Raw genomic sequence first — 23,021 nt, 5'->3', positions numbered from 1 at the left:
TATGCAAGAAAGCTGCCAGAAGCCGGAAGAAAAGCGTAAAAATTATACTTCTTCTTCGCCGCCGCTGTACTCATCGTCGCCCTCTTCAGTGAAGGTGGGCAACAAATTTCCATTGACGGTCTGCTGGCGAATGGAAAGCTCAATTTCGTCCGCCAGATCGGTGTTTTGTCGCAGGAATTCTTTGGCGTTTTCGCGGCCCTGACCCAGGCGAATATCCCCGAAGGAGTAAAACGCGCCGCGTTTCGCAATGATCTCCAACTGCGTGCCGAGATCGAGAATATCGCCCGCTTTCGAGATACCCTCATTATACATGATGTCGAACTCGGCGGTGCGGAAGGGCGGAGCGACTTTGTTCTTCACCACACGCACGCGCACGCGATTGCCGATCACCTCGGCGCCCATTTTGATGGACTGGATGCGGCGAATATCCATGCGGACAGAGGCGTAGAATTTGAGCGCCATGCCGCCGGTGGTGGTTTCGGGGTTGCCAAACATTACGCCGATTTTCTGGCGCAGCTGGTTGGTGAAGATGACCGCGGTATTGGTTTGTTTGATGACGCCGGAGAGTTTGCGCAGCGCTTGAGACATAAGGCGGGCCTGCATACCCATGGTGGCGTCGCCCATGTCACCTTCGATTTCAGAGCGGGGCACCAGGGCGGCCACCGAGTCGACCACCACCACGTCTATCGCGCCAGAGCGCACCAGGGTTTCGGCGATCTCCAGGGCCTGCTCGCCAGTGTCGGGTTGAGAGACCAGCAGGCTGTCGACATTCACACCCAGGCGGGCAGCGTAAGCCGGGTCGAGGGCGTGTTCCATATCGATATAGGCGGCGGTGCCGCCGGATTTTTGCGATTCGGCCACAATATGCAGACAAAGGGTGGTTTTCCCCGAAGACTCGGGGCCGTAAATCTCGCAAATGCGCCCGCGGGGAATGCCGCCCACGCCCAGGGCGATATCCACGGAGAGGGAGCCGGTGGGAATGGCTTCCACGTTGAGGTGATGAGCTTCACCCATGCGCATGATCGCGCCTTCACCGTAGCGCTTGATGATGTCGCCCAGCGCCTTGTCTAAAACGGCCTGGCGCGCCTGATCTACAACCGGAGATTCTTCGTTTGTCTTTTTGGGAGTGCTTTTTCGAGCCATGCGGTTCTGCTCCTGATCGGTTATATTCATTATACTGAAAGGATAGCGATGATACCATTCTTATTATAGTACATTTGTTCTTTAGGTCAAGGGATTGGTGGTTGTTAACAAAACCTTAAACAAAGGAATCGAGAGAAGGGCTTGACTTGAACTGCCGCCTTTGGTAATATCTTTTCATTATTAAGATTTCATTGACGCAAAAAAACCTTTACAACATTATATATTTGGGAAATAGCGGCTGAGTCTCGATCGATACGGCGGAAGCCAATCGAGATGACGAGGTGGAGGTTCCTCTCCGCGAGGAGAGAGCTAACTTTGGGTAACTCCAAAGGAAAATCGAAAGATCAGCGGGTGCCTCTGAAGCCTGATCACGGGTTTCTTTTCCCCCATATTCACACGATCTCAAAAGCAGATGGTGACGTCTGCCACAAAGAAAGTGTAGTGATCTACAAAGCCTGTGTTGGCTTTGTGTTGCTGCATTTATCCACACTGGTCTGCCATGCTGCATTTTTGCGGATAGGCATCTTCAGGCCGTGTTTCTATTGGCATATTAATTAGAAAATCCATTCATTCAACAGGAGGAACAATGGACGCAAAGGAATTACTCGCAAAAGTAAAAGAAGACAATGTGAAGTTTATTTCTTACCAGTTCACCGACATTTTTGGCACGGTGAAAAGTGTGGACGCGCCTGTAAATCAGCTGGCCGGCGCGTTGGAAAATGGCGTATGGTTTGACGGCTCTTCAGTGGAAGGCTTCGCCCGCATTGAAGAGAGCGACATGCACCTGATCATTGATCCCAACACCTATGCCGTGCTGCCGTGGACGCCATCTGACCTGCGCCGGGCGCGCGTATTTTGCGATATTCACCAGCCAGATGGTTCTCCCTTCGCGCGAGATGCGCGCGGCGTGTTGAAGCGCATGCTGAAGAAGCTGGACGAGCGCGGTTGGGTGTACAATGTAGGCCCGGAACCGGAATTCTTCCTCTTCAAGCAGAATGGTGGGAATATTCACCCCGAGCCGCACGACGTGGGTGGTTACTTCGATTTTTCCGCGCATGATGATGCCGCCCAGGTGCGCGCCGAATTAATGGCCGCGCTTGAGTCGATGGGATTGGAAGTGGAATTTGGCCACCATGAAGTTGCTTTGGGCCAGCACGAAATTGATTTTCGCTTTGCCGACGCTTTGAAGACGGCGGATAATGTGTTGACCTTGAAATCAACGGTGAAGGCGATTGCCGCCCAGCACGGTCTGATTGCTTCCTTTATGCCCAAACCGATCTTTGGCATCAATGGTTCGGGTATGCATTGCCACCAGTCGATGTTTGACAACAAAGGCAATAATTTGTTCTTCAAAGCGGATGATGAGTTCCATCTTTCTGATCTGGCCAGGAGCTTCATTGCCGGTCAGCTTGCGCACGCGCGCGCCTTCTCCGCGATTGTGGCTCCCACGGTCAATTCCTACAAGCGCCTGGTACCCGGTTATGAGGCCCCTGTTTACATCGGGTGGGCGCAACGCAACCGCTCGGCGCTGATCCGCATTCCGCGCTATACTCCCGGCCAGGACAAGGCCGTGCGCGCAGAATTACGCTGCCCTGATCCATCTATGAACCCGTATTTGGCCTTCGCGGTGATGCTGGCGACTGGCCTGGATGGTGTGGACAAGAAGATGACGCCTCCCCAGCCGTTGAACAATGTCAATATTTATGAGCTGACCCCTGCAGAACTGGCCGAAAAGAATATTGACCAAATGCCTGGCTCGCTGCGCGAAGCGCTGGATGAGATTGAAAAGGATGAGGTGATCAAAGCCGCTCTGGGAGAGGAGATGTTTGAATCGTACAAGCGCGTCAAAGAAGCCGAATACGAAGATTACCGCATCAAAGTGTCGGACTGGGAACTTGAACGCTATCTTGAGCTGATCTAACCCATGGGAAAGACCGGCTTTGCCTGGCGGGGTGAAGCAGGACTTTTTGATCATAAGGAAACAAGGCCGCGAATCTCTCGCGGCTTTGTTTTTTGATTTTACCGGGCGACAGCGCGCGCGGTATTGCGAAAACTGGGTTGCGGATACGTTGACACGTATATTAAAAAAAGCTAAACTAATACTGAACATCAATCAGGAGGACAACTATGGCATCCTATCGGCTGGTAATGCGCAATGGTCCGACCCCGGGAAAATCGTTTCTGCTGGAACAGGCGGAACTATTTGTGGGCCGGGACCTGAACAATGAAATTGTCATCAACGATCCAGAAGTGTCGCGCCGGCATGCGCGTTTTTTGCTGCAGGGCGATGGGTACATCCTCGAAGACCTGGGCTCTACGAATGGAACAACCATTAACGGCCAGCGGATTATGGGGCCTTACGCGCTGCGGCCTGGTGAAGTGATTTTACTGGGTGAAAATGTGACCATGGTATACGAAGCGGTGGTTGACCCGAACGCGACAGTCATATCATCGGCGGGGCAGCCAGTCACGGTGCAGGGATTCCCGCAGTCTTTTCCGCCAGCGCAATCCATTCCTGTGCAACCAGTGCCGCCCGCTCAGGCGTATGCCGGTCATGTGCCCGAGGTTCCGGCCGCTCCGGCTGCCGGCGTCCGGCGAAAATTCCCGATCTGGCTGATTGTTGTCATCATTTTGCTGGTGATCAGCTGTGTGTGTATTGGGGCGTTGTGGTTAATTGATTCACAGAATCTGTGGTGCGGCTGGTTTGGCTGGATGTTCAATATGTTCAGCCCGGGTGTTTGCCCATAAGCTGCCAAATTTGATGCCAAAAAATCCCTCCGCGCGGGTTTATGCAGGAGGGATTTCTTTATTTGATCCCCTCTTATTTCCGCGCTTCTGATAGAATGGATGTGGACTTATGCATTCTTCTTGGGTGATTGAAGGCAAAGTATGAGACTAGAGACAACATCTCCACGATGGAGCAGTTTAACAAAATTAGTTGTTGCGCTTACCCTGGTAGGCGTTTTTGCCGGACTGCTGATTCAATTTCGTCACATTGTTGGCCCGTTGTTAATGGCTTTTGTGCTTTCTTATTTACTCTATCCGATTGTGTCGGTGATTCGGCAGCGCACAAAGATGAACTGGCGCCTGACGACCACACTTATATTTGTTCTGATTGTGATTGCTTTGCTGGGTTTGCTCACCTGGGGCGGGTTCACAGTTGTGGATCAGATTAACAGCCTGATCCGGTTTTTGCAAAAAGCCATTGCCAATCTTCCGGCCTATCTGGAACAACTCAGCGCGACCAAAATTAGCATTGGTCCGTTTGAATATAGTCTACAGGCCTTTGATCTTGAAGCACTGGGTAGCCAGTTGTTGGGAATGATCCAGCCGATTTTAAGCCAGGTGGGGTCGCTGGTGACCGGGCTGGCAACCGGAGCCGCTTCTACTTTGGGGTGGGGCGCTTTCACCTTGCTGATTTCTTACTTCATTGTCTCTGAGACGGGCGGATCGAGCAGCCGCCTGCTGTCGCTGGATATTCCCGGCTATGAGTATGATGTGGAACGAATTGGGAAAGAGTTGGGACGCATTTGGAACGCGTTTCTACGCGGCCAGATCATTCTCATCGCGCTGACGATTGTGGTTTACACAATTGCGCTGGGCAGCCTGCAAGTGCGCTTTTTCTTTGGCCTGGCTGTGCTGGCAGGCCTGGCGCGCTTTGTTCCGTATGTGGGTCCGGCAATCGCCTGGGTGGTATATTTTCTGGTATCTATTTTTCAGGGGCACACTGTGTTTGGGCTGAGCCCTTTCTGGTACGCGGCATTGGTTGTAGGCATTGGACTGCTGCTGGATAATTCAATTGACAGCCTGATCACCCCGCGCCTGATGGGAAACGCCCTGCAGGTTCACCCGGCGGCGGTGATGGTGGCCGCCCTCACGGCGGCGACCTTGCTGGGCATCATTGGCGTGCTGCTGGCCGCGCCGGTATTGGCATCCATTAAACTGGTGGTGGCGTACGCGATGCGCAAAATGTTCGATCTGGATCCGTGGGAGCATTTAGATAAAGAGTTGACCGAATCAGGAGGAAAGCTCTCTCTGGCCTATATGGATTTTGGAGATATGGCGAAAAGCCTGTGGAATTGGTTGAATCAATCCGTTTTGATGAGAATTAGCAATCTATTCAAGAAAGGGAAAATCAAATGAAAGACAATCAGGATCCAATCACCGGCACGATTGTGGAAACTGAAAATTATATTGCCTGGAAGGCAGATGAACCGGATGGCGAGACCACCTATCATCTGGAGCTGAACAATGTAACGGTGCACTTCTTCCAGGAGGAATGGGAAGAACTGCTGCAGTTGGCCAGTTTGCTGGTGAAAGCCTCCAAATAGCTTCTACGATTCAACAAACACCTCCCGCCTTCCGCTCTTGAGCGGGCGGGAGGTATATTTATTTAAGCACGCTCTGGCAGCGGGAGGGCTGGCAGGTTGGGATGGATTTCTCCGCGAAGTGGAAAATGCGGTATGATTGTGAGGCAAATGAGCACTTCTGTTCATCTCTTTTGGACTGGCAAGCCAATTCTTCTGGCGCAACTGAGCTGCCTGCTGTTTCTGGCCAGCTGCTCAATGCCAGCAGGCGAGGTTCCTATGCCCGCCGGGTTACCCACACCCACCGCTGCCGCAATTCCCAACCCGGTAACGGCAGGGGATGAGACGCAGCCAGACCTTTCGCCAACCCCGCCCCCCAGCGCGCATGTCCCGCGCGAGGGGCTTTACCTTGCCCAACCAGGTAACCCCATTGATGTTACGGTTCCAGATGGCACTCCATTAAGGCCCGGAGAACCCTTTACGAAAACCTGGCGGCTGGTGAATGTTGGGCTGGAAAGCTGGACGCCTGAGTTCGCGCTGGTCTGGTTTTCGGGCGACACGATGAGCCTTTACAAGGAGCAATCTTTACGGGTTGTGGTTGCGCCGGGTGAGGCCCTGGAATTGAGCGTTGAAATGATTGCGCCCGAGAAACCGGGTAGTTATCAGAGCAATTGGAAACTGCGCGCCGCGGATGGCACTCTGTTTGGGTTGGGCCCGCACGGCAACTCGCCGTTCTGGGCGAAAATTCAGGTAGAAGATATCGGCATGGCGAGCGCGGCGGCAGCCAGCCCCACCCCGCAAGCAACGACTGTGATCAATGGGTATATCCGTTTGAATCCTTCAGATGAGCTTGATTTTGATGGCGTCGAGCCTGTCGCTGATGCGATGACGGATGTCAAATTTGTAGTGGATGGCGATAGCGGCGCGCAATTGTCGCCGGTGAATGGGGCGCGGATTTCCATTTTTGGGTCGAGGATACCCACCTATGACGAGTGTGTCTCCTCGCTTTTGTTTGCCGATTCCATCGGACTGGTGCTGTCGGACGCCCCCGCTTATATTTGTTTCTATACCGATCAGAAAATTCCGGGCTATGCCAGCCTGGATTTATCGCAAATTGATGTGAATGTGTTGGTGCTCACATACGCGACGTGGGACATTCCATGAAAAATGAGGAGTGAGAGGTGATTAACGATACGCCAGAACGGTATCTACAGTTGGATGTTGAGAATTTGTACGCGATGATCCAGGGGCTGCCCGGCCAGTTGACCCGCGCGTGGAAAGCTGGTATGGAGTATGCCCTGCCGAAGGCGAGAGAATATCGTGGGATTGTATTCAGCGGCATGGGGGCGTCTGCGGCCTGCGCCGATCTGCTGGCGGCGGCTGTGGAAACGGTTTGTCCAACGCCGTTGTGGGTTTTGCGCGGGTACGATTTGCCGCAGTGGGTGCAAGGAGAAGATATTCTTTTTGTGGCGCTGTCGTTCTCGGGCGAGACGGAAGAGACGATCAGTGCGTTTCAACAGGCTGTTGAGCGCGGCTGCACGTTGACGGCCATCGGTCAGGGTGGCACGCTGGCGGAAATGGCCCGCGAAGCCCGCGCGCCGTTCTGGCAGGTGGGCGAAGCTGGCCGCGCGCGCAATCTGGTGGGATGGGGTTTTGGCTTGGGGCTGGCGCTGTTGCACCGCCTGGGCCTGGTACCCGATGCCGAAGCGGATCTGCGGCAGGCGGTGGAAGAAATGGAAACAGCGCAAGCGCATTTCGCGCGCGAGAAACTGCCGGCGGAAAACCCGGCCAAACGGATGGCCGGGCAGATGATGGGGCGGTTTAACTGCTTCTTTGCGGCTGAGTTTTTAGAACCGGCAGCCCGGCGGTGGAAAACTCAGGTCAATGAGACCGCGAAGGCCTGGGCGCAGATGGAAAGCATTCCAGAAGCGGACCATAACACTCTGGAGGGCGTGCGCCAGCCTGAAGAATTGTTGGGGCAGACGATGATGGTGTTTTTCCAGTCCGATTTGTACCGTGAGGAAAACCGCAGCCGGGTGGCGATCACCCGCCGCATGCTGATGCTGGAGGGCCTGGGAACGGACATGATCAATGCCAGAGGCAGTAGCCGGCTGGCGCAGATGTGGACAACCGTGCTGTATGGAGACTATGTGGCCTATTACCTGGCCATCTTCAATGGTGTTGATCCTTCGCCCGTGGAACTGATTCGCGAGTTGAAAGAACAATTGTAAATGATTGATTGAGAATAGTAAAAGCGCGGCTCGTAGATTCGGCCGCGCTTTTTTGATGAAATAGATGGATTAGAAGAGGGTAGAAGCCAGTTCCGCGCGGTATTGGCGTGTTTGAGGGTCTTCATCGCCGAGCAGCTCCAGCAGCGAGAGAAAGACCAGGCGGGCTTTGTCGCCGCGGTAATGGCGGTTTTGGCGTAGAATGTCGAGCAGACCGTCGAGGGCGGCGAGGATGTTGCCGCGCTGTGCCAGGCGGATGCTGTTGCGGAAAGCGGCGTCCAGCTCATTCTCGTCAGGCAGCTGGTTGCCATGAAAATCGGCAAGGGCGCGCGCGTAGGGCAGTAGAAGTTCCGACTGCTTGAATTCTTTGCTGGTGGGGAAAGAAGTGAGGATAACCAGCGCGTCTTGGTGGCGGCCTATTGCCAAAAGGCATTTTGCCAGCCCCAGCAAGGCGGCGGGCTGGTCGGGGTCTTGCTCCAAAATTTCCTGGAAAAGTTCAGCGGCGGCCTGCCAATCGTGCTGCGCGAGAAGACTGTTGGCTTTTTCCAGGGTGAGGTTGAGCGTGGAAGGCGGGGTGATCGCCTCCAAAAATTCGCGGATGCGGTTTTCGGGCAGCAGGCCGACAAATTCGGAGACGATTTCTCCCTGCGAGAAAGCTTTGACGGTGGGAATGCTGCGCACGTTGTAGAGAATGGCCAGGTTGGGGTTGTGGTCCACATCTAACCGCGCCAAGCGGAACGCGCCGTTCATTTCTATGGCCAGCTTCTCCAGAATGGGCCCCAACGCTTTGCACGGGCGGCACCATTCGGCCCAGAAGTCGACGACTACCGGCGTATTCTGCGAATACGAAATCACTTCGAATTCGAAATTGGTTTCATTCACATCCAGAATAAAATCGGCGTTTCCCATGGGACCTCTCTGTGGCGCGGACCGTTAACAGGTATTCAACGTATTGTACTCGATCCTTATAAGAATATTATATATTGTGGGAGTAACCAGGGGGGTCAGTCTTCCTGGTCTGGGCCGGGCGCGGCGCCAGGTTGTTCAATGTGTAAAACCTGTCCGTGATGGTCGATGACAATTTTGAAGCCCATCATGCCCATGTAAGCGCGGCCTTCTTCGGGAATGCCGGTATAGAGCATCTGGTCAAACTGCTGGTCAAGGTGATCGAGCTGATTCTGGAGGACGGCCATGCTGAAGATATCCGGCTGGCCAAGCGACTCGGCCATCTGCTGGATGACCAGGTCTTTGTGCTCGCTGATAAAGCGCTTCAGCTCGTCCAATACCTGGCGGTCCACTTTTTCCGATTCAATATGGCGTAGAAAACCGGCATCGTCAACCACATAGCAGGGTTCTGACCCGACATAGCGCACCTGAACGGATTGGTCATTTTCGTCCACAATGAGTCCGGCAAATAAGGCTTGTTTCATATCCTCTACTCACATTGATCGCTTCAAAATGAATGAAACGGATTGCAATTAATTTATATCACATCTACGCGGGTGCCGTAGGTTTCAGCAAAGTAATCTTTGTACAGCGGCACCGCCGGCAGCGTCCAGCGGTAAATCCAGCGGGCGGCGTCATTGGAAACATTGATGCAGCCGTGCGAGCGGGGGCGGCCAAAATCGTTGTGCCAATAGGTGCCGTGGAAGGAAATCCCTGAGGTGGTCAGGTAGCTGACCCAGGGAACGCCGGGCAGGTCATACGATCCGTTGGCGACCCCATCGCCATCGGTCATGTGGCGCGAGGGCCGCTTGCGGTTGGTGATGAAAGTGCCGTAGGGCGTGGCGTAACTGCCGGTGCGGAACTTCGCGCCGGTGGCCGCGCGAGTCATAAAAACGGGCTGCCCGGCTTCGTAAGCGATGACGGTCTGTTGTTCCAGGTTGATCTCAATGCGCTTTTCTTCGAGCGGCACATGCGCCGAGATGGGAGACACATCTTCTTCACGCAGCAGGCGCAGGTGCTCACCTTTCACATAATAGCGGATGCCAAATTTATCGTCAGGGATGAGATACCAGACCACGCCGTGCTGGTCTACGCGGGCATCCACCACCCAATAGGTGGTCTGGTAATAAAGGCGGTAGGCCACTTCGTAAGGTCTGCGGTAATTCCAGACCGCGTCGGTGAAAGGCACGGTCACTTCGGCCAGGCGCCCGGTGCGGGGCAGCCGGCTGCGGACCGGGTTTAGGCGGGTTTCCACGGGCTGAACGCCCCCAGAATGAACATAGCCGTGCGGTTCCACACGGTACCATACGCGGTTGTATTCGGGCGTTTTTGCGCCCACTGTCGCGCCGGAAATGTCCAGCACCTGGTCGCGCTTGCAGGTTTCAATTTTTTCAGAGGCAGAATCGGGCTGCCGGTGAATGGTGGTGTAATTGGAGATCACGCGGCCCTGCAGGGGAACGGCTTCATCGGGGTTTTGGGCGCGGGTAAGCGGCTCCAGGCCCTTCAACTCGGGCAGCAGCATCAATGCCAGCAAGCTCTGGCTGGCACATTCGAGAAATTCGCGGCGGGATAGTCCCCGCAGATTCCAGAAGGAAGGCGCTTTCATCAGTAATGGATATTGACCAGGGTTCCCACGCTGGCCCAGTTATACAACCATTCCGCGTCGGGGGTATACAGGTTCACGCAGCCGTGGCTCATGGGCGTGCCAAAATTGCTATGCCAGTAGGTGCCGTGCAGACCGTACCCCTTGTAGAAATACATAACATACGGTACACCGGGCAGGTAATAACCTGGCCCAGACATGGGCGCCGATACATATTTGACGTAAATACGGTACTGGCCGGTTACGGTGGGGGTGCGCCAGGTGCCGGTAGAGACCAAGAAAGAGCGCACTATCTCTGATCCTTCGTAGGCGTAGACCATCTGGTTGGTCAGGTCTACATCAATCCAACGGTCTTCGCTGCCCAATTCCACGGGGATGCTGACCTCGACAGGAATGGTGGGTTCGGGCGTGGGAGTGTCGGTAGGGATGGGGGTTGGTGTGTCGGTCGGGATGGGCGTGTAGGTCGGTGTGAGCGTGGGCGTGGATGTGGGCGTGGCGGTGGGGGTGGGTGTAAGGGTGGCCGTGGGGGTGAGCGATGGCTTCAGCATCTGCGTGCCTTCAAAAGCTGCCGATGGAACGCCGCCTAACACGATCCCGTTGAAGGAAAAGGCCAGCAGCGCCAGAGCGGCGACCAGCAGAATGAGCAGAGACGCAAACCAGGGCAATCGCCTGCCGCCGGCAGTGCTTTTCGGCGCGGGAGTCGGCGGAGTTTTGCCGCCAGCGGGCGGCTGGGCTGCTTTCGCGGGCGCAGAAACAGGGATCGGAGCAGTGTCTTCCGGTTTGGAAGGGGCGGAAGGAACAGGCTGGCCTTCCAATTGGCAGCGTTCCAGCGCCCACTGCAGGCCGTCAGCCGCGCTTTTTGAGTGGGGGTTGATTTCCAAAGCGCGGCGCAGGTATTCCACGCTGGCCTGCGGGCTGGCTACGGCGGCGAGGATCATCCAGGGCATTTCATTGCGCGGTTCCTGGCGGGCAGCGATGATGGCCTGGCGGCGGGCTTCGGCGTGGTCGTCGCGTTTGAGGGCTTCGCTTGCCAGCCGCAGGGCGGAGTTGGTGGAAGGGCTGCCTGATCTCATTGCGAATTGATGGGTAGCTCTGCTTCAGGAATGGATTCGTTGCGTGTGTAGCAAAGAATGCCGTTGGCAATGCCCTGGGCGGCAATGTCGGGATGTTTGGTTAGAAATTCACGATCCAGATTCATAAAACCGACTTCGATGATGGCGGCGGTGGTGTTGGAATGAATTTCGCTGAAGGTGTGGTATTCGCGCATGTCGGTAGTGATGGTATTGAAATCAAATGGCAGATTGGTTGCCTGCTGGTAGCGGTGGATCAGACAGCTGTTCAGGCGCTGCGATTTCTCGGGGTAGGCGCTGCTTTGCGCCGCTGCCACTTTGAAGCCGGTTTTGGAATCATCGATGTACTGGCAGGTGTCGGCGTGGATGGAAATCAGGGCGATGGCCTGGTACTGGTAGAGCTTTTCATCAAACTCTTGCAGCAAGTCTACCTGGTAGCCCTGCTCAACCAGAATCTGTTTGACCAGGGTGGCGATGCGCAGGTTAATTTCCGCTTCGGTCAATCCATCGGGGCACACCGCGCCGGGGTCATTTCCCCAATGGCCGGCGACAATGCCAATGCGCTGGTTGGTTGCGGCGCCAGGGGTGGGCGTGCTGGCTTGAACCATTTCGGTGGCCTGAACGGAGGTGAGAATCTCGCGAATGCTTTGGCTGGAAAAAAGTGTCGAGGGCGTCCAGAGAGTGAAAAGCGTGGCTAGAATCATGCCAACCAGAATAACGCTCTGGAAGGATTGAATGATGCTGAAATTGATGGAGCCACGCTGCGCGGGGCGTGGAGCGGGGCTGGCCGAAGTGGGGTTTTCATCCATAGCTGAGTGTTCCATACTTTTTAAGATAGTACCTTAATCCGGGAATGGAATGCAAGTAATGCATTATATCCATACTTGACGCGGGTGTGTGTCAAAAGTATAAAAGAAATACCGATAGGAAACCAACCGCGAAACGAGGAGATTGGAATGACAATTGCCCATCTCTTAAGCCCTGAAGATCAGCAAATCCTGCTGCGCCTGGCGAGATTGAGTATTGAGGCGGCGGTGCGGGATGAAGACCCGCCGGCGCTTAAATTGGAAGACTATTCACCGGCTCTGCAGGAAGAAGGCGCCGCCTTTGTTACCCTGACACGCTCAGGCAAGCTGCGGGGCTGCATTGGCGCGATTGAGGCTTACCAGCCGTTGGTGCAAGATGTGTGCGAACACGCAGCGGCAGCCGCGACGCAAGATTTCCGGTTTGAGCCGGTGCGCCCGGAAGAACTGGAAAGCCTGGAAATAGAAATCTCGCGGCTCACCCGGCCAATGCCGCTGGCCTATTCCTCGCCGGAAGACCTGGTGAGCAAACTGCGACCCGGCATCGACGGTGTGGTGATTAAAGAGGGCTTCCGGCGGGCGACTTTCTTGCCGCAGGTGTGGGAAAAGTTACCCGACCCCAAGGATTTTTTGCATAACCTGTGCCACAAAATGGGCGCGCCTGGGAATTACTGGCAAACCCACACGTTAGAGGTGCTGGTTTACCAGGTGGAAGAATTCCACGAATAGGCCGGCTGCGCCCACAAGATTTTCAAGCGATCAGGAATAGATCAAATTCTGCAGATTGTCCATGAGGGTGGGGCCTTCGAGCGGGCGTCCACAGCTCGAAACGCACACGAAACCAACCGCTCCCGGCCCCAGGTGCACGCCAAGCACAGGTGTAACATTCACCGATAACGGTTCGTGATGGTCGGGAAAGAGATGCAGAGCCCTTTGGCGCAGTTTTTGGGCCGCTTCGGGCGCATTGGTGTGAACGAGCGCCAGCACTTGCAGGGGAGCATTGTGCGCGACCAGTTCAACCAGGCGGTCCATGCCGCGCGAGAAGGTGCGCACGCGTTCTGCTTCGGTTTCTCCGTTATACATCTTCAATAATGGCTTGATTTTGAGCAGCGAAGCGATACTGGCCACGGCCAGGTTCATGCGCCCGCTGCGGCGCAAGAACTCAATCGTGTCTAACACAGCAAAGGTGTATGTGCACTGAATGCGGTCTTCGGCCGCCTGAAGGACTTCTTGCATTGTTTTGCCTTGCGCAGCGGCTTCGGCGGCAGCTATGACGACAAAGCCAAACCCCAGGCTGAGCTGGCGTGAATCGATGACAGTAACAGGCACGCTGGTGGTTTCGGCGGCGGCGATGCGCGCCGAGTCGACCGTGTTGCTTAATTTATGTGAAATGTGGATGGAAAGGATCTCGTCCGCGCCCTGCTGGGCCAGCTGCTCATACACTTGTTTTAAGGCGTCTGGGCCGGGCGTGGCTGTGGTTGGGTGCGTAGGAAAAGAAGGCAGGCCGCGATAGAATTCTTCGCGGGTGATGGTTACCCCGTCTTTATAGCTTTGCTGGCCGATATTGATAAATAAGGGAACAATAGTGATACCCAGTCGAGCGGCTATTTCTGGCGGTATATCACAACAACTGTCTGCGACAATTTTGATGGTCATGCTTGTTCTCCTTGCCATAATTATAGAATCAACAGGCTGGAAAGGGTAAAGTTTGTAGAAGAATTGCTGGAAAAATGCTACAAGCGCCATCGCGGCTGGCTGACTGGGGATATACTTAAGACATCGAGCAGTGAGGAATCTGTATCGGTAGGATATCTGAATAACCTGTTTGAAGGTAACGCGGCACAAACTCGCTCTGATAGGAGGATTGGATGAAAAAATGCGATATTGGCCTGATCGGCCTGGCTGTGATGGGCCAAAATTTGGTTTTGAATATGGAGCGCAATGGTTACCGGGTGGGGGTATATAACCGCACCACCGAAACCACCATGCGATTCATGGAAGGGCCGGCAGCCGGAAAGCAGATCGCGGCAGCCAAATCGATTGAGGAATTATTTAACTTGCTAGATCGTCCGCGCAAAGTGATGGTGATGGTCAAGGCTGGCAACCCGGTCGACGCGGTGATCGAGCAGTTGCTGCCTTTTTTAGATGTAGGCGACCTGGTGATTGATGGTGGCAACTCGTATTACAAAGACACCGAGCGGCGCGCGCGGCAGTTAATGGAGAAAGGCATTCATTATCTGGGCGCGGGGATTTCGGGCGGTGAGGAAGGCGCGTTGTGGGGGCCAAGCATCATGCCCGGCGGGCAGGCCGAAGCCTATCAGATGGTGGAAGGCATTTTTGAGGCGATTGCTGCCAGGGTGGATGGCGAACCCTGTGTAACCTATATCGGGCCGCGCGGTTCGGGCCATTATGTCAAAATGGTGCATAACGGCATTGAATATGGGGATATGCAGCTGATTGCCGAAGCCTACGACCTGCTGCACCGCGGCGCGGGGTTGAACGCCACGGAACTGCATGAGGTGTTCCGTAACTGGAATCACGGCCTGTTGGAATCGTTTTTGATTGAGATCACGGCGCAAATCTTCAAGCGTGTGGACGAGAAAACCGGCCAGCCGCTGGTGGAGTTGATTATGGATGAAGCCGGGCAGAAAGGCACTGGCAAGTGGACCAGCCAGGAGGCGTTTGACCTGGGGGTGCCGGTGCCAACGATCAACTCGGCCGTGAGCGCGCGCATTCTATCGGCGTACAAAGCGGAACGGGTGCAAGCCGCGCAAGTTCTGCGCGGGCCAGAGATATCGCCGCTGGCAGACCGCAAGCTGTTTATTCAGCAGGTGCGCGACGCGCTGTACACAGCCAAGATCAGCTCGTACGCGCAGGGCTTTGCCATGCTGCGGGCGGCCAGTGAAGAGTTCAACTATGACCTTCCCTTTGAAAAGATTGCCAAAATCTGGCGCGGCGGGTGTATTATCCGCGCGCGCTTCTTGAACGACGTGAGCGATGCGTTCAGGCAGGGCGGCGACCTGAGGAATCTGCTGCTGGCGCCGTTCTTCCGCGACGCGGTGCAGACGCACCAGGGTGCGCTGCGCGAGGTGGTGCGCCAGGCGGCCGCCTGGGGCATTCCCGCGCCGGGCTTCAGCGCTTCGCTGGCCTACCTGGACGGCTACCGCAGCGAGCGGCTGCCGGCGAACTTAATCCAGGCGCAGCGAGATTTGTTCGGGGCGCATACCTACAAGCGCGTGGATGAAGAGGGCATCTTCCACAGCGATTGGGATTAGCGCGGTTTCAATCAGGCTATCTGAAATTGGATAAGGAAGGGGCTCTCAAAGCGAGAGCCCTTTTGTGTTCTTCATCAAAGATGAGTTTTACATGGCCTGTTTGTAAGCCTGGCCGTAGAAGTGGCCAAGAACGGCGACCGAAAAAGCGCCGGTGACCACGACGCCAACCACGCAGGCGATTAAGCCCAGCGGGGCGATGAGACCGGCCACGATCGAACCCAGCAAAGCGATTAGGAAGGCCATGGGGGCTTTCTTGACCATAGCAAAAACTTCGCCGAATTTGAGACCCGCGCCGATGGTGTTGGTCATGGCCACGCGCCCGTAGGCAGCCGGCAGAACAAAGCCCATCAGCAAACCGTAAATGACGCTGACCAGGCCGGTGCAGATGGACAGGACAGCCATAACGGTCAGCATGGTATCATCACCGTTCGATCCGGCGAAGGCTGAGATCAGGCTGGATGGAATGGTGAGAATGAACATGGGAATGGCGTAAACCAGGCTCACTACCCAGGCCTTGAAGCCCAAACCAAGCTGGTTGCCAAAATCCAAATCGGGTAGAGGATTGGGATCATTATTGATCACGCGGCGGGCAATTTCCAGCCCCCAGCCCAGCAAAAAGATTTGCCCGATGATCGGGATCAGGCTGACAGCCCCGGCGAGTGCGATTTTCTTGAACCAATCGCTGTCTTGAAAAGCGTAAGTGAAGGGAAGGCCAAATTCCATGGTTTTTTCTCCTTAAGGTAGAAAATGACAAAAATATATTGAATGATTCACTGTTTTGGTTTGCCTATTTCAAACAACCAATTACCGATACTATACCTTTGTTCAAAATTAAAATCAAGTTAATGCCCGATAATATGGATAAATGGCGTCCGCTTTGGAAAACGGTCAGGCGGCGCGGTTCGCGCTCCGCTCAGAACCGTTTGTGGTCAAGCACGTCTAAAACGAAGAGAATGGATTGGCGCGGGTCGGCCTCGCTGAAGGCCGAGCAGTTCTCGCGAACAAGGGTGAGCGCTTCTTCCACCTGTTCGTCATCCACGCCGATCAGCATGGTCGATTGGCCGCGGCGCAGGAAGCCGCCGGTGGAGGCAATGGTGGTTACGCGGAAGCCTTTGACGGTCAGCGCGTGAGTGATATTTTCATTATCGGTGTCTCGCACAATCGCGGTTATCAGTTTCATAATTAGATCACCTCAAAGTGTTCAATATTCAGGGCGAAAACGGTTACGCCGCCAATGGTAACGGGGGTCAGGTTTGGCATGGGGAAGGGCGCGCTCTCCATCGGTGTGGAGATGTATTCCACGCGCTGGCGGCAGGTGTCGCGCAGGGTTTCATAGACGATCTGCACATCTGCCGCCGGTATGGCAATGAACAGGGTGGCATTGCGCCTGCCCAGGAACCCGCCCACGCTGGGCAGCCGGGCAACCGATGCGCCCAATTCTTCCAGGTTGTCGAGGGCCTTGTCTACGTCTTGAGACTGGACGATGGCAATGAGTAGCGCATTAGGGTTTTGGTCATTCATGCGGGGTTACGACTCCTTTCCGTGCGGGTCAACCATTAGTTTTACACGATGGGGTCCGGGACCTTCAACAGTAAGGCTTTGGCCAGAGGCGAAACGAATTACACAGTCGTTTGCGTGGCGCGTGATGGTCATCCCCTTATATTTTAGCGCAACTGGCCAGGGAAAAACATTCTCTCCTTCCAAAATCACTTCCTCTGGAGAGATGCGGCGGATTCCGCACAGGCGCAAGAACAGGCCAAGCGGGGGCAGGCCGGGTAAAGCGTTCTCATCGCCAGCCGGGCGGCCGGTTTCGGCGTGAAAGGCGGCGTGAAAAACATGGTCTTGCTTAAGGTGGGCGATGAAGGCTTCCATCAGGTGGGTGAAGACGGTGAGGGCTTCTTTGGGATGGCCGTAGCGCAGCAGTCCGCGCAGGATGAGGTCATTCCATATGACCGGCACAACACGCTGGTGCCCAGGCTGCTCCGCGGAACCATCCGTGGGGGAAAGGGCCAGGCCGTACGCGCCCAGGTAGCGCGGAAGAAGGTTGCGCCGGATGATTTTTTCCGCCTGGGATGGGGTGGGAACGCCCGCCCAGAGTGGCAGGAGACAGGAAAGGTCTTCGGCTTGGTGGGAGAGAATGGAGATGACGGTTTCTTCTTCGGCGGCCAGACCTTGAATGCGCACGCGTTCTAAGCGGGTGTAGAGGTTCTGGGTGGAGGCGGTTACCTGCGTGCCCAGCCAGGTAAAATGGGCCGGCAGCAAAGTTTCGTGAATGGGACCGGCGTCGCCGGAGCCTTGAATCTCAATCTGCAGGGGACGTGAATTGGGCTCGGCGAGGAGCAGGCGAACCTGCAGGCGCACCGCCTTTTTGAACACGCGCCGGTAGGAAACATCTTTGGCGCCTTTGAAGCGGCGCAGTTCGCTGCCTGCCTGGGTGAGATGGGAAACCGCGTCGCGGTAGTGGTAGGTGCTGGCGCGCGCATCCCATACACTGGAGAGATGGGCGCGCAGGGCATTCATTTTTTCTTCCAGCCAGGCGTCGGCCTCAGGCTCGTTTAGCAGGCGGGCAAAGCGCAGCAAGCAGTCGCATTCATGGTAGAGCATGGCTGCCAGCGAAGGGCATTCGAGTTGCTGAATTTCGCAGGCGGCGCTCTCTTCGTGCCAGGGGTCGTAAAGCGGGCTGTCGGGGAAGCCGGATTGGAGCGGCTGCCGCCACTCGGGGTAGGCGTCCTGGTCGGCGTCCCAGGCGGGGCTGAACCAGGCGCGGACGAAATTCATCAGCGCAGGGAAGACTCGGCGCAACCATTCGAGATCGCGCTGGTCCTGGTAAGCCTCCCAGGCGATGGCGGCCAGCACCGGCTGAGCCAGCATCCCCGCGCGTTGGCCGCTGAGTCCCGGCTTCCAGTCCACCTGGCCGTCCGCCGTTTGCGTGGAGAGGAAGTTCTCAATGAAGCCTTTCACCCACATCGCGCCACCCGGCAGCAAAAAGCCGGAGAGGTAGAGCGCGTCGAGGGCGGTCTGCCCATTCCACAGGTGATGATAGTCGCTGCCGTCTTTGCGGAGAGAATAGCCATGATCGGGCTGGCGGCTGAGCACAAAAGAGGGGTTGGGTAGAGCGGTGGAGGCGGGGAAGATCAGTCGGTAGGCGGTGGTCTGCGCCTGCGCCAGGCAGGCATCCCATTCGGGGTCGCCGGTGTAGATTTCCAACAGGTTTTGATCGTTGATCAACGAGAGCCGGGCAATCTCGGCGTCCCAGCGACGGGCGGTGGCCAGGCGGGCGGTTTCAAATGATTTTTGGGGGGTGTCGTGGCTGGCAATGGCCCATTGAATCTGTCGCTTCTGGCCGGGGAGCAAATCAACTTGGAGGGTGAGCGCGGGGTAGGGACCAAACCCTGGCTGCGCGCCGCCGGTCATGACGCAAACCGGGAAAACATCTTCAGTTTGCCCCTGAAGCACGTTGTTAATGCCGTACGTGCGCGCGGTCATACTCTGACCGCCGTTGAGCGGCTTGAGCTGGCAGATCCACTCAAACTGGAAATTCAATTCACTGCCGCTGGAATTGGTAAAGGTCAGGCGGCCAATCACCAATTGGGACTCGGCAACCCAAAACGCGGAGTCAATGTCCAGTCCGGCGATGGGCTGGTAATGCACATCGAGATAGTTGGGGAGGAAATGGCGAATGATGGGCGCACCGGGGAACAGGGATGGGTCCATCCGGTCGGCTTGCGGGGCCAGGAAGCGGGGAAAAAGCAGCATGCTGCCTGCCCGCAGTCCGTAGGTGGTGCGCAGCGCCAGCGCTCTGGGAGGCTCATCGCCCATGCAGAGCTCCCAGATTTGATCGTTGGTGTAATCAGGTTGGCTGGTGCGGAAGTCAGCGGAAAGGGTCAGGTTGGTAGGTGAGTCGGGGGGGAGACGCCAGAACCTCATAGAATTTATTGTATAGTGTGCGGGGGCACAGGTCAAATGGATTCGAAAGTAGGCGGCTGAAACGGCGCGGAATTTGAACCTGGATGGGGAGGCTGCCTTTGTTTTCAGCCGGGCGCACAGAGGCGGAGGGGAGAGAAGGGGTGTTTTATGCTAGAATAAAGTCAGCCGTTGGCTTGATAATTGCATCTGAAATTGCATTCAATAGAAGAAACCATTAAAGTGTAAAGCCATGAGAGAAGAAGACCAGGAATCAACCAACCCGGTAGAAGGCAAGCCTTTGCCTTCACATACCGAATCGAATGAAGAAACTCCCCCCAAGAAGCTGCGCCGTCTGCTGGCGAGCAGCGAAGAAGAGACCCTGCCACCGCCGGCCCACATTGGAACAAATGCCGCGCGCGAGACTGGCACTGCCCCAAAGGCCACCCAGCCAGAAGCGCCAGACAGCAGCGAAACGGTGATTTTTCCGACCCAGGAGCTGGATCAACACGCGGCGGGCGGTGAATCGCAGCCGGCGAAAGCCGGGCCGGCAGCCAGCGTGCCGCCCTTCACAGATGGCACACTGCCGCTGCCAGCCAGCCAGCACCCGATGAGACCCGCCCAACCCGCTGCCGGGCAGACGCGCGTTTCGCCTGCCAGCCAGAGCGGTGCTTCTCGCCCGTCCGCGGGCGGGCGCACCCCTACACCGCCTGGTGGCGTGGAACTGCCGCGGCGCGTGGAACGCGTGGACCACGATGCCACGCGAGTTACCCCCGCCGCCACTGAGAATCTTCTACCGCGTTCCGCCCAGCAAACCCGGGCGGCGTACCGTCCCAGCCAGCGCGGGCCGGCTGGCGCACCGGGAGGCGCTGGCAAGCCTCCTGCTCAAGATACGGGAATGAATTCGTTTCGGGCTTCGATTGGCTGCGCGCTGCGCGTGCTGGTGGCGTTTTTGTTTGTGGGTGTGCTGGCGGTCGTGGCTGTGGCGACCTTTGGTGTGTACCAATACTTCCGCATTGCGCGCACCCTGCCAGACGTGGAGGATTTGAAGGCGCACGCCTCGCAATTTGAGACAACCCGTATCTATGACCGCAATGGCAATGTGCTGTATGAAATAATCGACCCCAACGCGGGGCGGCGCACCTATGTTACGCTGGATCGGATTTCTCCGTATGTGATCGCGGCCACGCTGGCTACCGAAGACAAGGAATTCTATTCCCATCCGGGGTTTGATCCCTTTGCCATTGCGCGGGCGCTGTGGCAAAACTACACTTCGCAAGAGATCGTTTCGGGCGCGTCTACCATTACCCAGCAGCTGGCGCGCACGCTCATGTTTGATCCAGAAGAGCGCATCGAGCAGACCTTTGACCGCAAAGCGCGCGAGATCATCCTGGCGGCAGAAATTACCCGGCGCTACAGCAAAGATGAGATTTTAGAGCTGTATTTGAATGAAAACTTTTATGGCAATCTCTCGTATGGGATTGAGGCTGCCGCGGAGACTTACTTCAACACCAGCGCGGAGCAGTTGAACCTGGCACAGGCTTCCTTTCTGGCCGGGCTGCCGCAGGCCCCGGCGGTCTATGATATTTTCACCAACCGCGAGGAGACTCTACGCCGGCACAAGCAGGTATTGGTGCTTACCTATCAGATGAGCCAGGAGAAAAACTGCATCAGCGTGAGCAACAACCGCCAGAATGTGTGCGTGGATGCTTTACAGGCGGCTGAGGCGGCCAAGGAAATTGAAGAATACAACTTTGGCCTGACAGAAGACAGCATGCGCTTTCCACACTGGGTGAACTTTGTGCGCGCTCAACTGGAGGCACAGTACGATCCGCAGACGATTTACCGCTCCGGTTTTAACGTGTATACCACGTTGGACGCCGATTTGCAGGCGGAAGCTGAGCGAATTGTGAAAGAACAGGTGACGCTGCTGACCGACAAAAACGCGACCAACGGCGCGCTGGTGGCCATCCGGCCGACAACGGGCGAAATTCTGGCGATGGTGGGATCGGCGGATTTCTACAATGAAGCGATCTCCGGGCAGGTGAATATGGCGATCAGCCCGCGCCAGCCGGGTTCTTCGATCAAGCCGCTCACCTACGCGGCGGCCTTTGAAAAAGGCTGGACCGCCGCGACACTGATTTGGGATGTTGCCAGCGAATTCCCGCCCTCTGGAAACCCGAACGACCCCAGCCCTCCTTACAAACCGGTGAATTATGACGAGCGCTTCCACGGGCCGGTGACGGTGCGTTCGGCGCTGGCCAATTCTTACAATATTCCGGCGGTCAAGGCGTTGGACTTTGTGAAAATATATGATGATCCCGCCACACCGCAGGAAGATGGCTTAATCAATTTTGCCGAGCGGCTGGGCATCAGCACGCTGACGCGCGACGATTACGGGCTGGCGCTCACGCTGGGCGGCGGAGATGTTTCGCTGCTCGAGTTGACCGGCGCGTACAGTGTTTTTGCCAATTCCGGCCAGCGCGTGCCGCCGGTGGCGATCACCCGCATCGAAGATTACCAGGGCAACCTGGTGTATGAACATGAGTTCAAACCTGGCGAGCAGGTGATGCGCGCCGAACACGCCTTTTTGATCAGCTCGATTCTTTCAGACAACCAGGCGCGCGCGCCGATGTTTGGCAGCAGCTCCATTCTGGCGTTGCCGTTCACCACAGCGGCAAAAACCGGCACCACCAATGACTTCCGCGACAACTGGACAATGGGCTATAACCCCGACCTGGCTGTGGGGGTGTGGGTGGGGAATGCCGATTACACACCGATGATCAACACCACCGGCCTCACCGGCGCGGCCCCCATCTGGTCGCAGTTTATGCAGTTCGCGGTGCCGCGCCTGACGGGAAATAATCCCTCACCGTTCAGCCGGCCAGCGGGCATTGTGGAAAAAGTGATCTGCTCGGTTTCGGGAACGGAGCCTTCGCAGTGGTGCCCTTCGCAGCGCGGTGAATTTTTCGCCTCAGACCAGGGGCCGCTGCCTAAAGAGCAGGATTTATGGCAGGAAGTGAAGATTGACACCTGGACCGGGCTGCGCTCATCGCCGGCCTGCACCGGGTTTGTGGAGAAGGTCTTCGCGTTAAGCATTCAAGACCCGTGGGCGATCAAGTGGTTGAGCGAGAGCGACCAGGGTAGAGCCTGGGCTGAGGAGAATGGATTCAAACAGCCAATCTACCTGACCCCTGAACGGGAATGCAAGGAAGGCGATCCGCGGCCGATGATTGTTTTTGCCAGTCCGCGTGATGGCGACGTGATCCGCACCAGCCCGGTGGATATTTACGCGCTGGTGGACGCGACTAGCAATTTTAAGGAGTTCAAACTGGAATACGGGTTGGGGGGTGACCCCGGCGAGTGGAAAACCCTGGTAGACTGGCGCGACCAGCGTTACGAACAGCCAGACCGGATTTATACCTGGGACGTGAGCGAACTGCCGGCGGGTGATGTAACCCTGCGGATTGTCATTCGCAGCAAGGAAGAGGGACGCTTTGCTGAGAAACGGATGAAGATGCAATTGGCGGTGCCCACCCCCACCCCCACGCAGACGCCTACGCCTACCCAAACGCCCACACCCACCAAAACGCCTACGCCTACCGAGGTGATCCCGCCCACCAACACACCAACGCCCACGCAGACATATACCCCTACCCCCTCGGCAACCTTCACCACTGTGCCGCCGCCGACGGGATAAACTTAGCGCAAGCGCGCCTGTTCAGACGGGCGCGCTTTTTTCAT

The 23,021-nt window shown here is 56.3% G+C and carries 20 protein-coding genes; 9 read left to right on the top strand and 11 right to left on the bottom strand.

Annotation, left to right across the window (positions count from 1 at the left end):
* Positions 1-42 precede the first annotated feature (42 nt).
* On the bottom strand, positions 43-1,143 hold the full coding sequence (gene recA, locus ADN00_RS03525) for a recombinase RecA (protein ID WP_075061575.1): 1,101 nt from the start codon (positions 1,141-1,143) through the stop codon (positions 43-45).
* A gap of 586 nt (positions 1,144-1,729) precedes the next feature.
* Here recA and glnA point away from each other — a divergent pair.
* The 6 genes from glnA (at position 1,730) to ADN00_RS03495 (ending at position 7,681) form a co-directional block, all read left to right on the top strand.
* Positions 1,730-3,064, top strand: a complete 1,335-nt coding sequence (glnA, locus tag ADN00_RS03520; RefSeq protein ID WP_075061574.1) for a type I glutamate--ammonia ligase — start codon at positions 1,730-1,732, stop codon at positions 3,062-3,064.
* A gap of 206 nt (positions 3,065-3,270) precedes the next feature.
* Entirely contained in the window at positions 3,271-3,891 is a 621-nt protein-coding gene (locus ADN00_RS03515; protein WP_075061573.1) for an FHA domain-containing protein, read from the top strand.
* A gap of 141 nt (positions 3,892-4,032) precedes the next feature.
* Positions 4,033-5,286, top strand: coding sequence for an AI-2E family transporter (locus ADN00_RS03510; protein ID WP_075061572.1), 1,254 nt, complete (start codon positions 4,033-4,035; stop codon positions 5,284-5,286).
* A complete protein-coding gene (locus ADN00_RS03505) occupies positions 5,283-5,474 on the top strand; it encodes a hypothetical protein (protein ID WP_075061571.1) in 192 nt (63 codons plus the stop codon). Before ADN00_RS03510 ends, ADN00_RS03505 begins: the two co-directional genes overlap by 4 nt.
* A gap of 147 nt (positions 5,475-5,621) precedes the next feature.
* Positions 5,622-6,614, top strand: a complete 993-nt coding sequence (locus ADN00_RS03500; RefSeq protein ID WP_160317456.1) for an NBR1-Ig-like domain-containing protein — start codon at positions 5,622-5,624, stop codon at positions 6,612-6,614.
* A gap of 17 nt (positions 6,615-6,631) precedes the next feature.
* Positions 6,632-7,681 (top strand): SIS domain-containing protein, encoded by a 1,050-nt coding sequence (locus tag ADN00_RS03495; protein ID WP_075061569.1) that lies wholly within the window; start codon positions 6,632-6,634, stop codon positions 7,679-7,681.
* Between the two features lie 69 nt (positions 7,682-7,750).
* Here ADN00_RS03495 and trxA read toward each other — a convergent pair whose 3' ends face one another.
* The 5 genes from trxA to ADN00_RS03465 form a co-directional block, all read right to left on the bottom strand.
* Complete coding sequence (gene trxA / locus ADN00_RS03490) at positions 7,751-8,587, bottom strand: thioredoxin (protein ID WP_075061568.1); 837 nt, start codon at positions 8,585-8,587, stop codon at positions 7,751-7,753.
* A 95-nt stretch (positions 8,588-8,682) separates the two neighbouring features.
* Complete coding sequence (locus tag ADN00_RS03485; protein WP_075061567.1) at positions 8,683-9,108, bottom strand: hypothetical protein; 426 nt, start codon at positions 9,106-9,108, stop codon at positions 8,683-8,685.
* A 53-nt stretch (positions 9,109-9,161) separates the two neighbouring features.
* Complete coding sequence (locus tag ADN00_RS03480; protein ID WP_075061566.1) at positions 9,162-10,229, bottom strand: L,D-transpeptidase; 1,068 nt, start codon at positions 10,227-10,229, stop codon at positions 9,162-9,164.
* A complete protein-coding gene (locus tag ADN00_RS20110) occupies positions 10,229-11,299 on the bottom strand; it encodes a L,D-transpeptidase (protein WP_201781135.1) in 1,071 nt (356 codons plus the stop codon). Before ADN00_RS20110 ends, ADN00_RS03480 begins: the two co-directional genes overlap by 1 nt.
* The gene (locus ADN00_RS03465; protein ID WP_075061563.1) at positions 11,296-12,105 is read right to left on the bottom strand and encodes an N-acetylmuramoyl-L-alanine amidase family protein; all 810 of its coding nucleotides are present in this window, start codon (positions 12,103-12,105) and stop codon (positions 11,296-11,298) included. The genes ADN00_RS20110 and ADN00_RS03465 overlap by 4 nt, the downstream gene beginning before the upstream one ends.
* A 147-nt stretch (positions 12,106-12,252) precedes the next feature.
* Between ADN00_RS03465 and amrA the strand changes: the two genes are divergently transcribed.
* Positions 12,253-12,828 (top strand): AmmeMemoRadiSam system protein A, encoded by a 576-nt coding sequence (gene amrA, locus ADN00_RS03460; protein ID WP_075061562.1) that lies wholly within the window; start codon positions 12,253-12,255, stop codon positions 12,826-12,828.
* 30 nt (positions 12,829-12,858) lie between these two features.
* Here amrA and ADN00_RS03455 read toward each other — a convergent pair whose 3' ends face one another.
* The gene (locus ADN00_RS03455; RefSeq protein ID WP_075061561.1) at positions 12,859-13,755 is read right to left on the bottom strand and encodes a DegV family protein; all 897 of its coding nucleotides are present in this window, start codon (positions 13,753-13,755) and stop codon (positions 12,859-12,861) included.
* Between the two features lie 212 nt (positions 13,756-13,967).
* Between ADN00_RS03455 and gndA the strand changes: the two genes are divergently transcribed.
* Entirely contained in the window at positions 13,968-15,374 is a 1,407-nt protein-coding gene (gene gndA, locus ADN00_RS03450; protein WP_075061560.1) for an NADP-dependent phosphogluconate dehydrogenase, read from the top strand.
* Positions 15,375-15,461: 87 nt separating this feature from the next.
* Here gndA and ADN00_RS03445 read toward each other — a convergent pair whose 3' ends face one another.
* The 4 genes from ADN00_RS03445 to ADN00_RS03430 all read right to left on the bottom strand — a co-directional run bounded on the left by ADN00_RS03445 (position 15,462) and on the right by ADN00_RS03430 (position 19,301).
* A complete protein-coding gene (locus tag ADN00_RS03445) occupies positions 15,462-16,097 on the bottom strand; it encodes a DUF4013 domain-containing protein (protein WP_075061559.1) in 636 nt (211 codons plus the stop codon).
* A 190-nt stretch (positions 16,098-16,287) separates the two neighbouring features.
* Complete coding sequence (locus tag ADN00_RS03440; RefSeq protein WP_075061558.1) at positions 16,288-16,554, bottom strand: cyclic-di-AMP receptor; 267 nt, start codon at positions 16,552-16,554, stop codon at positions 16,288-16,290.
* Positions 16,555-16,556: 2 nt separating this feature from the next.
* Positions 16,557-16,895 carry a cyclic-di-AMP receptor gene (locus ADN00_RS03435; protein WP_075061557.1) on the bottom strand — a complete coding sequence of 113 codons (339 nt, stop codon included), beginning with the start codon at positions 16,893-16,895 and terminating at the stop codon, positions 16,557-16,559.
* 6 nt (positions 16,896-16,901) lie between these two features.
* Positions 16,902-19,301 carry an MGH1-like glycoside hydrolase domain-containing protein gene (locus tag ADN00_RS03430; protein ID WP_152966244.1) on the bottom strand — a complete coding sequence of 800 codons (2,400 nt, stop codon included), beginning with the start codon at positions 19,299-19,301 and terminating at the stop codon, positions 16,902-16,904.
* 229 nt (positions 19,302-19,530) lie between these two features.
* Here ADN00_RS03430 and ADN00_RS03425 point away from each other — a divergent pair, with 229 nt between their 5' ends.
* Complete coding sequence (locus tag ADN00_RS03425) at positions 19,531-22,977, top strand: transglycosylase domain-containing protein (protein WP_075061555.1); 3,447 nt, start codon at positions 19,531-19,533, stop codon at positions 22,975-22,977.
* The last annotated feature ends 44 nt before the right edge of the window (positions 22,978-23,021 follow it).

This window comes from Ornatilinea apprima, assembly GCF_001306115.1.
Taxonomy (GTDB): domain Bacteria; phylum Chloroflexota; class Anaerolineae; order Anaerolineales; family Anaerolineaceae; genus Ornatilinea; species Ornatilinea apprima.
The sequence above is the reverse complement of the archived record's forward strand: the minus strand, read 5'-3'. Positions and strand labels throughout refer to the sequence as shown.